Annotated in this window: 7 protein-coding genes, 1 tRNA gene and 2 rRNA genes (1 of these 10 running past the window's edge); 6 read left to right on the plus strand and 4 right to left on the minus strand. The window is 54.5% G+C overall.

What is annotated here, in order from left to right; translation table 11 throughout:
* Positions 1–58: 58 nt before the first annotated feature.
* The 4 genes from ACOQOY_RS09980 (at position 59) to ACOQOY_RS09995 (ending at position 3243) form a co-directional block, all read left to right on the plus strand.
* Complete coding sequence (locus ACOQOY_RS09980; RefSeq protein ID WP_420585288.1) at positions 59–946, plus strand: MurR/RpiR family transcriptional regulator; 888 nt, start codon at positions 59–61, stop codon at positions 944–946.
* Positions 943–2031 (plus strand): aromatic ring-hydroxylating oxygenase subunit alpha, encoded by a 1089-nt coding sequence (locus tag ACOQOY_RS09985; protein WP_420585289.1) that lies wholly within the window; start codon positions 943–945, stop codon positions 2029–2031. Before ACOQOY_RS09980 ends, ACOQOY_RS09985 begins: the two co-directional genes overlap by 4 nt.
* Positions 2032–2099: 68 nt before the next feature.
* Positions 2100–2843: a sulfotransferase family protein gene (locus tag ACOQOY_RS09990; RefSeq protein WP_420585290.1), complete on the plus strand. Its 744-nt coding sequence runs from the start codon at positions 2100–2102 to the stop codon at positions 2841–2843.
* A 16-nt stretch (positions 2844–2859) separates the two neighbouring features.
* Positions 2860–3243, plus strand: coding sequence for a carboxymuconolactone decarboxylase family protein (locus ACOQOY_RS09995; protein ID WP_420585291.1), 384 nt, complete (start codon positions 2860–2862; stop codon positions 3241–3243).
* Between the two features lie 149 nt (positions 3244–3392).
* Here ACOQOY_RS09995 and ACOQOY_RS10000 read toward each other — a convergent pair whose 3' ends face one another.
* Positions 3393–3821: a hypothetical protein gene (locus ACOQOY_RS10000; protein WP_420587284.1), complete on the minus strand. Its 429-nt coding sequence runs from the start codon at positions 3819–3821 to the stop codon at positions 3393–3395.
* Positions 3822–4064: 243 nt separating this feature from the next.
* Here ACOQOY_RS10000 and ACOQOY_RS10005 point away from each other — a divergent pair, with 243 nt between their 5' ends.
* Both ACOQOY_RS10005 and ACOQOY_RS10010 read left to right on the plus strand, forming a co-directional pair.
* The gene (locus ACOQOY_RS10005) at positions 4065–6638 is read left to right on the plus strand and encodes a hypothetical protein (RefSeq protein ID WP_420587231.1); all 2574 of its coding nucleotides are present in this window, start codon (positions 4065–4067) and stop codon (positions 6636–6638) included.
* Positions 6631–8007, plus strand: coding sequence for a phosphoribosyltransferase-like protein (locus ACOQOY_RS10010; RefSeq protein ID WP_420585292.1), 1377 nt, complete (start codon positions 6631–6633; stop codon positions 8005–8007). Before ACOQOY_RS10005 ends, ACOQOY_RS10010 begins: the two co-directional genes overlap by 8 nt.
* A 316-nt stretch (positions 8008–8323) precedes the next feature.
* On the opposite strand, the gene ACOQOY_RS10015 is transcribed toward ACOQOY_RS10010, so the two are convergent.
* The 3 genes from ACOQOY_RS10015 to ACOQOY_RS10025 all read right to left on the minus strand — a co-directional run.
* Positions 8324–8400 (minus strand) — tRNA-Met (locus ACOQOY_RS10015).
* Between the two features lie 86 nt (positions 8401–8486).
* Positions 8487–8601, minus strand: a 5S ribosomal RNA gene (gene rrf / locus ACOQOY_RS10020).
* Positions 8602–8787: 186 nt separating this feature from the next.
* Positions 8788–11198 (minus strand): 23S ribosomal RNA (locus ACOQOY_RS10025); it runs 432 nt beyond the window's last position.

Consider the following 11198-nt stretch of genomic DNA (forward strand, 5'->3'; position numbering starts at 1 on the left):
CTTCCCGAGTCGCGTTTCTGCTCGACAGGCTAATTCCACAAATGTACCATCGTCAATCATGAATGACACAAATGTATCATCAATCGTTCTGGACCGCCTCACAGAGGAGTGGGAAGCCCTCACCCCCGAGGCGCAGAAAGCCGCACGCTACGTGCTGGAAAATCCCACGGATGTTGGGGTTTCAACCGTGCGTGAGATCGCCGAGGCCGCCAAGGTCAAACCCAACACCTTCGTCCGCATGGCGCGGCAGGTTGGCTTTGAAGGCTACGAGGATTTCCGCGCCCCGTTCCGCGATGCGATTCGGCAAGGCGGCGTGTCGTTTCCAGACCGCGCCCGCTGGTTGCAGGACATTGGCAAGTCTGGCGAACTGGGCGGGCTTTACGCAGATATGGTCGGGGCCGCGATCCGCAATATCGAGGACACGTTTGCCGGGATCGACGCCGCCAGTCTGAAAGCTGCGGCCGAGGACATTTGGGCCTGTCGCCAGATTTTCACGCTGGGCGTCGGCGTCAACAACGCGAACGCGCGCAATTTCACCTATCTTGCGTCAACGGGGATGAAACAGTTCCACGCCATCCCCCGCCCCGGTTCGACCCCGGTGGACGATCTGGCCTGGGCCGATGAGCAGGACGTGCTGATCGCCATCACCTGCCACCCCTACCGGACCGAGGTGATCGACGCGATCAAGCTGGCACGCCAACAGGGCCTGACCGTCATTGGCATTTCGGACAGCCCGGCCAGCCCGGTCATCCTGAACGCGCAGCACGGCTTTGTTGTCGCCGCTGACACGCCGCAATTCTTTCCGTCATCCGTTTCGACCATCGCTTTGCTGGAAACGCTGCTGTCCTTCGTGATCGCAGTTTCCAGCGATGAGATCGTCGAGCGGGTGGAACGGTTTCACCAACGCAGACACCAACTTGGCCTCTACGCGGAGGAGCCCGAATGAACGCACCCCTGACCCACTCATTGGACGCGCGCTATTACATTGACCCTGCGATTTTCGAGCAGGAGATGCAGGGTCTTCTGGCCCGAACGTGGCAGTTCGCGGGCCACGTAGCACAGGTCAGGGAACCGGGCGATTACTTCGCCTTCGAAATCGCCGGTCAGAACCTGTTCTGTATCCGCGGTCGCGACGGCGAAATCCGCACCTTCTACAATGTCTGCCAGCACCGCGCGCATGAGATGGTGAGCGGCGCAGGCAACACCCGCGTTGTCGTCTGCCCCTACCACGCCTGGACCTATGAATTGTCCGGCCAGTTGCGCGCCGGGCCGAACATCAAATCCGTCCCCGGCTTTGACCGCAGCGCGATCTGCCTGACCTCGGTCCGCACCGAAGTTTTCAACGGCTTCATCTTCGTCAATCTCGACGACGATGCCGCGCCGATGGACGAATGGTATCCCGGCGTACGCGAGGAAATCCGCGCTTTTGTGCCTCATATTGACGATCTGGAACCGCTGGAATGGGTCGAGATTCCGGAAAACTGCAACTGGAAAGTCAGTATCGAGAATTACTCGGAATGCTATCACTGCCCGACCAACCACCCGACTTTTGCCGAAGGTGTGGTCAAGCCCGAGACCTATGACATTCAGCCGGATGCAGGCGGCGGCTATGTACTGCGCCACACAACCGAATGCCAGAGCCTTGACAAGATGACCTATCCCATCGACCTGTCGGTGCCTCATGCGGGCGACTATCAGTCGTGGTTCCTGTGGCCGATGTTCTCTTTCCAATGCTACCCGGGCAATGTGCTGAACACCTATCATTGGCGCGCCGTCGACGCCGACCACTGCACCGTCTGGCGCGGCTGGTACACTGAGGGTGGATCAGAAAGCGCAGTAATCCGGCAACTGGCCGTGCAGGACCGCGAGACCACCGTCGAAGAGGACATCCACCTGGTCGAATCCGTCCACCGGGGCCTCAAATCCCGAGGTTATCGCCCCGGCCCGCTGGTTCTGGACCCCGGATGCGGAGTGATGTCGGAACATTCCATCGCCCGTCTGCAACAATGGATGCGTGAGTCCGTTGATTAACGCCCTCACCACAAACCAAGAACGGACCGTTTCAAACACGCATAAAAGATCTCGGAGGAGCCCATCTCATGCACAAAATTCTCGCGCTCTGGGCGGTACCCCGATCAACGTCCACCGCGTTTGAATGGATGATGCGCCAGCGCGGCGATCTGGAATGTCTGCACGAACCTTTTGGCGAAGCGTGGTATCAGGGCGAAGACCCGTTGTGGCACCGGTTCAAACCCGGAGACGTCACCACCCCCGGCCTGACACTGGACAGCGTGTGGGCCGATATTCAGGCCAAGGCCCAGACCGGGCCGGTGTTCATCAAGGATTTCCCCCATTATATCAACCACATGTGGAATGCCGAGTTCCTGTCGCATTTCACCCACGCTTTCCTGATCCGCGACCCAGCCAAAACCATCACTTCGATGTACAAACGCTGGCCGGACTTTGCCGAGGGCGAGGTTGGATTTCCCGAACAGCGCGCCCTGTTTGATTTGCTGACCGCGCTGAATGGCGCCCCGCCCCCGGTGATCGACAGTGATGACCTGCTGGAAGATCCCCACGGGATGACTGAACAGTTTTGCGACGCCGTGGGCATCCCCTTTGTCGAGGCCGCCATGACATGGGAAGCCGGGGGCGATCCTTCGGCGCATAGCTGGTGGGACGGCGGCTCATTTCACGCAAATCTTGCAAAATCAACCGGGCTGGCCCCGCAACCTCGCAAATATGTGTCGATAGAAGAGGCTCCGGATCGGGTCCGACAGGTACACCGCCGGATGAAACCGCATTACGATCACCTCTATGAACATCGTCTGACGCGCCACTGAACCGGAGTTAAACAAAATGGCAGATATTTTCGACGAAGACCTTTTCCTCAAAGGCCTCGAACAACGCAAAGCCACGCTGGGCGCGGAGTATGTGGAAAAGAACCTCGCCGCAGCGGATGATTTCACCCGCCCCTTCCAGGAGGCAATGACGGCCTGGTGCTGGGGGTTTGGATGGGGTGACGACGTTATCGACGCGAAAACCCGGTCAATGATGAACCTGTCTATGATTGGCGCGTTGGGAAAAATGCATGAATGGGAGATTCACTGCAAAGGCGCGATCAGTAACGGCGTCACCAAAGAAGAAATCCGCGCCATCATCCACGTGATCGGTATTTATTGCGGTGTCCCACAAGCCCTCGAGTGCTTCCGCGTCGCCCGAAAAGTTCTGGAACTGGACTGATTTCTAGGCCGGGCGTATAGAATGGCCCGGCCAGACTTCCCGCTTTGATTCAACGCGTTACTGCCACCCGTTGCGTCGGCGCAAGTAGCCTGTAAATAATAAGAAATTTCTTTCAGGCATGTGTTGAACCACGAACAAGCACGGCACCCTCAAAAACAAAAGCAGACAACTCTAATCCGGAATACAACGCGATTGAAGACGTCTACAAATCCCTGGCCAAAGGCGAATGCTCGGTCTGGATCACTCAAAACGCCAACGAGACTGACATCCCGCAGGCAAGGCCTATCGTCTGGTCGGTGGTTCTGAATGAGTTGCCGCAGGCCGAGCGGGACCAATTTGCGAAACAGGACATAAAGCCCATTTGGCAAGTGGTCGAAAGCAAGGCCACCTACCCGAAAGATCAGGTAGAGCACAACATCCAGTTGGTGCTTGACATCCACTGTAAGGACGATCCGGAAACCGACGCCGATTTTCGCAAACAGCAAGATGCCAGCGATCTGTTCGGCATTTTGCAAGGGGCCAAAGGCACTCTTTTGGCTCTTGGCAAACCCGAGCGGAACGCCCTTCGCCGCCTGCAAGCGCTGGCCCCAAAGCTTCGTATTCTAATCCTTTCCGACAACGAAGAGGCTTTGCCTCCGCCGACACAGACTTCTGAATTCATCACCACACCACCGCATGATTTCTGGGCGGGCCTGAAACAGCGTATTGAGGCCACAGAGAAGCCCAATCAGTTAAACCTGAAAAACGCCCCCGGTCTTGAGTTTGACATTGGTTGGATTGCCAAACTTGGCCCGGGGTTGAAACTTCTGACCGCCGAAGACGTGAAAGAAGACCGCGCCGTCAGTCAGGAGGATTTTGACAGCTTCCTGTCTGGAGATCTGAACTGGAACGCATTAGGCGCGGGGGCCGCGGCCGACCGGGGAAAATTTGGGTGTATTTGCTCGGACGAAGGGGAAACCCAGACGATCGACCCGATCAGGCATATCTGCTCGGTTGCGCAAAAACTGGACGAAACAGAAACTAATCCGAACAATGCGATGGAAAGCGTCATCGTGTTTTCCGAGAAAGGTACGGGAAAGTCGACGATGGTCCGTCAAGCGGCCATCGAGCTTTCTCGTAAAGGGTATCCAGTTGTTGTATCCAACCCGCGCCCGGCCGGGGTCAAAGCCGAAACGCTTTTGGAGTTCATCATCTACATTCAGGACCTCTGGGCCAAAAACCGTGAGGGCAAAGGCAAAGGATACGGGAGCATTCCGGTTTGCGTCTTGCTGGATTCAGACGCTGAGATCGCAGCAAAAGAAGCAAACCTGGCCAATCTTTTGTCCCGTGAACTGAACAGAAAAGTGGTTCTTGTTCGCGTCCTGGAAAAAAGCCGGGAAGAGATTGAAAAGGCCAGCAACGTTGTTCAGATCGTCGCGAACACGTCGAGGAAAGAGGTGCTTCATATCGGGGAACACCTCAGAGAGTTCTGCGCGGACCGCGATTTGCAGGAAATCCCCGGTCAACGTGAATGGGAGGCCTATTACACCGGCTTTTACAGCAAATACCAAAACTATGTAAACAAGGACAAACAGGTCAGCCACGACCTGCCTCATCTTTTTCTGGTCGCGATTTATCCCTTCGTCAAAGAGCGGGTCAGGGATGAGCGCAGCCTGGCCAGATATCTGTACGAAAACTGGAAATCCATCGAAGACAGAAACGTTCGAAAGCTGGTCGAGGTCGTGGCAGAAGCTGGGTTTTATGGCATCTCGCTACCTTATGAATGCCTGTTCAAACAGAGCGTCTACGAAGCGATCCTGCGCGGCGGAATCTCGAAAGAGGACGAGCACGTATTCGATTCCTTTACGATCTGGAAACGCTACAAACACTACGATTCTTCCAGTTGGTCCATTTTCGCCCGTCATCCAGCCATCTGCGGAATGCTGTTGAACATGACCGCCCCGCGTGAATCAGGCGCACCACATTCAAATCTGGTTGAACTGCTCAATGGCCTGACCGGCAGCTACGCCGACACCTGGCTGTGTGAAGCGGTTGTATCGGGGATCGGCCCTTGGTTCCGAAGTGGAGAAAAAGAAGCATTTGGAATCGAATTTGAAACGCCGCGGCAGCGCGCCGCGCGCGAGCTTCTCGAGGCGATCCCCGAGGGTATTGCGCTTGAAAGCCGCCTCATCTGTCACCAGTATGCACGCTTTCACATCCATATCCTGCACGCCTGCCTTGAGAAACTAAAAAGCCCAGAGGCCATCATCCTTACGACCGAAGAACTGCTTTTCATTTCCAAGGAACGGTTGAATGAAGCTAGAGTGTTTGTTGACCGGGCTTTGAAAGTCCACAAATCGAATGAAAAGATCAGCAACGTTCTAAACTCATTGGCTGCAGCGACAAGCCGGTTCGCCAAAACATTGCGAACTCTGAATAAGGAAGAGGCCGAAGCCAAAAAACTTGACGCCGAAGCAATTAAGCTTGGCTTACAGGCGGTAGAAAAAGACGCCGCGAACGGCCACGCATTGCATTCGATTGTCTCGACCTTGCAAAGTTCAATCCTATCGAAAATGAATGACCCAATCGTCGACCTCAGGTACTTTGAAGAGGCCGAAGATCGACTCCAGACGCTTTGCACCCTTCATGCCAACAAGCAGTGGCGCAACTCTGACGAAGTCGAAGCGGAATTGAGCATCGCCAGACTGCTTGAGGAACAGGAAAAAATCGCCACGTCCCTGAATCTGAAATTTGCGCAGGATCAGGAGTTTGTCATGCGCAACAGGGTGTCATTTCTGATCGTCAAAATGCGCACCATTCTGGCGGGCAAGTCGATTCAAGACGGCTTTCTTGACCCGCAAAAAACAGAGGGGTTACGAAAACTGCGCGTCGATCTGGCCGAGTTCGACGCTCCAAACGCGCGAGAACTCGGCATTCTCTATCGTCTTTATACTGAGGACAGTGCCACACGTTTCAAATTTGAAACCCGGCTTCAGATCATTGAAGACATCCGCCGGGAAGACCCGGACTCCGCCGAAATTTTCATGCACGATCAAGCCTCTCTTCTTTGCCAGATTGGTGAATTCGGTGCGGCGAAAGAGATTTTTCAGCAGATTCGGGAACTGCGCCAGTCCGACCCGGGAAAATGGTTCTGGATGAATGAAAAGATTCTGATCGACAACTCGAAAACGCCGCCGTGTGCCAAGGAAATCGTCGTTACGGTGTTCGATGAAACACGCGGGCTGGCCAACTATTCCGGTGTCCAGGTGAAAATCCAACCCCGTCAGTTTGGCAACATTAGCCGCAACCAACCGATCCAGTGTTACCTGCGTTTCCGGCTGGCCGGGTTACAAGCTATCGACGGGCGCATGGCCGAACAGGATATGGCTTCGATCGGGATCGAAGAAAATGGCTGACACGATCCCCTACAACAGTGGCGCCAGGCTGTTCTTTGACCTACTTGCCAACGAATTTGTCCGCCATCGCACGGTTCTGGAACCCTTCGAGATCGTGGTGCCCAGAACCACGGCATGGGTGGATGAGGACATCAGATTGTTGGCCAATGCGCTGGCGATTCGAAACGGCACGCCCGATACTGTTCCAAATTGGCTGTCGACGAGCGATGACCTGAAAATGCTCGCGCCCGATGCTGCCGCTGTGCTTGATCTAAGGGGCCAGGGTTCAAGCAAACTTCCGGACCTGAGCAAAACGGTCAGTGTGCCGCCCAACCTGGTAGTGCTGACGCAATGCGGCAACCCCGTGTCGAGTTTTCGCAAAATTGACCTGAGTCCGCAGCAGGGCTCTCTGCTCGAGATGTTGATGTCGTCATTCAAGGTCTTTGGTGACAAGTTGGGCCGAACCTTTGACCTGATGTCAGTTGCGGCCATTTTCCGTCAAAGCGGATTTCGCAAAACTATGGCGCATTTTGACGTGTTTCCCGAAACCGCTTGCCTCTCGCTGCTTGAGCCTGCCGCGCTGATGAATTTCTGCCGCGATATGTGCAGTTTCTGGAGCTACCAAGACCGCCAGGTAGACCATCAGGTCCTATTGCATTGGATCGGTCAATTCAGCTCGGACGAGGCAAAAATCGGTGCCTGCAATATCCTCGAATATATGCACAAGCAGGGCTTTCTATCGCGCTACGAGATCATGAAGTCCCTTCGCCACGAGATCGATGCGCTTAGAGCCCACAACAAATCCGCCAAAATCGTCAGCATTCAGAACCCCGGAAAAAGCGAAGGCATGCTGCACTATGAGTTGCGAAACGAAAAAGGCCGCATTCGTCAGTTGAGTGACGCTATAAAAGACACCGGAACCAAAACACTGATTCTCATCGATGATGTCATCGGAAGCGGGAAAACCTTTCTCGATTGCATGTTCGAGAATAAGGGAACACTGGACAAGAACGTCATGGAAAACTGGCTCAAGCAAGAGGGAAATGCGCTCCACATCATCGTAGCCATTGCATCAGACGACGGAAAAGAGGCGATAGAAACGGATCCAAGATGTCACGCATCTGTAACCGTCAGGTCCGGCAACACCGGTGAGGTGGGACGAGACGTGTTCGCAGATAACGCCGACATTTTTGAAAGCGCCACGGTCAGGGAAAGTTTCAAAGTTGAATGCAGGAAGTTAGGCAAAAACCTATTCGCCCCACATCCTTTGGGCTGGCGAGGTTGCGCATGGGCCGTAGCGACGTCCTATAATGTACCAAATTGTAGCTTGCCCGTCATCTGGTCCTCTGAAACGTCTATTTCATGGTCGGCCCTATTGGAAAGGCGGTGAATCATCTCAAATGAACGGTAAGTGATCGGGAGGTTCTCTGCCACCTTTGGTTTAACCTCCTTTGGCACAACACACAAAGCCTCGCGCAATTCGATCCTGATGCTTCCAGTTGTGCATTGATCATAAGCGCAAAAACGCCCGAAGTGGCGCTAAGTTTTTGATATAAAACGGGATTATCCGGCGCTCGCGATTGTTTTCGGGCGTTGGATTTGACCCTGTGCCCTTCAGGTTATGATCCTGGCGAGGTGAAGACGTTAGGCGGTTGATCCGGGGGATCAATTTTAGTCTGAACGGGCTGTTTTGAGAGTTTCCGACCTGGTTGCGGGAGTAGGATTTGAACCTACGACCTTCAGGTTATGAGCCTGACGAGCTACCGGGCTGCTCCATCCCGCGACACTAGGTTGGCCTATCGCTTACGCTACTTGAGGCCGGGGTCGGTAATTCTGATATCGTATTAGAGAGAGGGGGGATTTTACTAGGTTTGGCGGTGACCTACTCTCCCGGGGCTTAAGCCCAAGTACCATTGGCGCGGCAGTGCTTAACTTCCGGGTTCGGGATGGGACCGGGTGTTTCACTTGCGCTATGACCACCAAACCGAGGAAAATCCCCGTCGCTCTTTTTGCTTTGCAAAAAGGCGACGCGCGGGAGGCAGCGTCTTTTGTTCACAAAAGGCACGTTCCCGCACGGTTATAGTATCAATCAACATCGCGGCTAGGTGCTGCGACGCTATCCTTAGTCAAGGTCGGTGTATGCTTTGGTCTTGTCTTTCCATTACTGGATCAAATCAAGCCTATCGGGCGATTAGTACCGGTCAACTGAACGCATTACTGCGCTTACATCTCCGGCCTATTGACGTGGTGGTCTTCCACGGCCCTCAGGGAGACCTTGTTTTGAGGGGGGCTTCCCGCTTAGATGCCTTCAGCGGTTATCCTGTCCGATCATAGCTACCCAGCACTGCCGTTGGCACGACAACTGGTCCACCAGTGGATCGTTCACCCCGGTCCTCTCGTACTAGGGGCAACTCCTCTCAAGTCTCCTACACCCACGGCAGATAGGGACCGAACTGTCTCACGACGTTCTAAACCCAGCTCACGTACCTCTTTAAACGGCGAACAGCCGTACCCTTGGGACCTGCTCCAGCCCCAGGATGAGATGAGCCGACATCGAGGTGCCAAACACTGCCGTCGATATGGACTCTTGGGCAGTATCAGCCTGTTATCCCCGGCGTACCTTTTATCCGTTGAGCGATGGCCCTTCCACTCGGGACCACCGGATCACTATGGCCGTCTTTCGACTCTGCTCGACTTGTCAGTCTCGCAGTCAGGCTGGCTTCTGCCATTGCACTCAACGAGCGATTTCCGACCGCTCTGAGCCAACCTTCGCGCGCCTCCGTTACGCTTTAGGAGGCGACCGCCCCAGTCAAACTACCCGCCACGCAGGGTCCCGGATCCGGATAACGGACCGCGGTTAGACATCAAGAGTGCGAAGGGTGGTATCTCAAGGGAGGCTCCACGGATACTTGCGTTTCCGCTTCAAAGCCTACCACCTATCCTGCACATCACAATCCTGATGCCAGTGCGAAGCTGTAGTAAAGGTGCACGGGGTCTTTCCGTCTAACCGCGGGAAGCCTGCATCTTGACAGGCAATTCAATTTCGCTGAGTCGATGTTGGAGACAGCGGGGAAGTCGTTACGCCATTCGTGCAGGTCGGAACTTACCCGACAAGGAATTTCGCTACCTTAGGACCGTTATAGTTACGGCCGCCGTTTACCTGGGCTTCAATTCAAGGCTCTCACCTCTCCTTTTAACCTTCAGGCACCGGGCAGGCGTCAGACCCTATACGTCGTCTTGCGACTTCGCAGAGCCCTGTGTTTTTAATAAACAGTCGCCACCCCCTGGTTTGTGCCCCCAGCCCCTAGTTGCCTAGGAACCGGGCCTCCTTCTCGCGAACTTACGGAGGTATTTTGCCGAGTTCCTTCAACATCGTTCTCTCAAGCGCCTTGGTATGCTCTACCAGTCCACCTGTGTCGGTTTAGGGTACGGTCTGATGGAGGGCTATTTCCAGGAACCACTCAGCAGCCCAATCAATCCGATAAGATTGAACTACACCTGTGATCCGTCACATCCTCCTGGCCTAGGAATATTAACCTAGTTCCCATCGCCTACGCCTTTCGGCCTCGGCTTAGGGGCCGGCTTACCCTGCTCAGATTAGCTTTAAGCAGGAACCCTTGGACTTTCGGCGAGAGTGTCTCTCACACTCTTTGTCGCTACTCATGTCATCATTCTCACTAGTGATCTCTCCACCGGATCCCTCACAGGCCGGCTTCATCGAAAGAACTCGATCCGTCATTACATCCACTGATATTTCACAGAAAGATGCAAATACGGATGAGTTCTATGTCACACTACGCTCTGCTACCATGCCTTACGGCATCCTAAGCTTCGGCTCATGGCTTGAGCCCCGTTACATCTTCGCCGCAGGACAACTTATTTAGACCAGTGAGCTGTTACGCTATCTTTAAAGGATGGCTGCTTCTAAGCCAACCTCCTGGTTGTTTTGGTCGTCCCACCTGCTTTCCCACTTAGCCATGAATTGGGGGCCTTAGCTGTAGGTCAGGGTTGTTTCCCTCTCCACTACGGACGTTAGCATCCGCAGTGTGTCTGCCATCTAGTACTCCCGGGTATTCGGAGTTTGGTTAGGATCAGTAAGCCTGTGGGGCCCCATTACCCATCCAGTGCTCTACCCCCCGGGGTATTCGGATGACGCTCTACCTAAATAGATTTCGCAGAGAACCAGCTATCTCCGAGTTTGATTGGCCTTTCACCCCTAGGCACAGCTCATCCCGATCCTTTTCAACGGATGTGGGTTCGGTCCTCCAGTAAGTGTTACCTTACCTTCAACCTGGCCATGCCTAGATCACTCGGTTTCGGGTCTGATCCCACGAACTCATACGCCCTATTAAGACTCGCTTTCGCTACGCCTACACCTAACGGCTTAAGCTTGCTCGTGAGACCAAGTCGATGACCCATTATACAAAAGGTACGCCGTCAGCTCGCAAGGAGCCTCCGACTGATTGTAGGCGTTCGGTTTCAGGTACTGTTTCACTCCCCTCGTCGGGGTGCTTTTCACCTTTCCCTCACGGTACTGGTTCGCTATCGGTCAGCAAGGAGTACTTAGCCTTCGAAGGTGGT

The organism is Ruegeria sp. (genome assembly GCF_965221235.1).
Taxonomy (GTDB): domain Bacteria; phylum Pseudomonadota; class Alphaproteobacteria; order Rhodobacterales; family Rhodobacteraceae; genus Ruegeria.

Excerpts from the sequence above, each read along its gene's own strand:
- ACOQOY_RS09980 (WP_420585288.1), top strand. The coding sequence starts at position 59 with ATGAATGACACAAATGTATCATCAATCGTTCTGGACCGCCTCACAGAG.
- ACOQOY_RS09985 (WP_420585289.1), top strand. The coding sequence starts at position 943 with ATGAACGCACCCCTGACCCACTCATTGGACGCGCGCTATTACATTGAC.
- ACOQOY_RS09990 (WP_420585290.1), top strand. The coding sequence starts at position 2,100 with ATGCACAAAATTCTCGCGCTCTGGGCGGTACCCCGATCAACGTCCACC.
- ACOQOY_RS09995 (WP_420585291.1), top strand. The coding sequence starts at position 2,860 with ATGGCAGATATTTTCGACGAAGACCTTTTCCTCAAAGGCCTCGAACAA.
- ACOQOY_RS10010 (WP_420585292.1), top strand. The coding sequence starts at position 6,631 with ATGGCTGACACGATCCCCTACAACAGTGGCGCCAGGCTGTTCTTTGAC.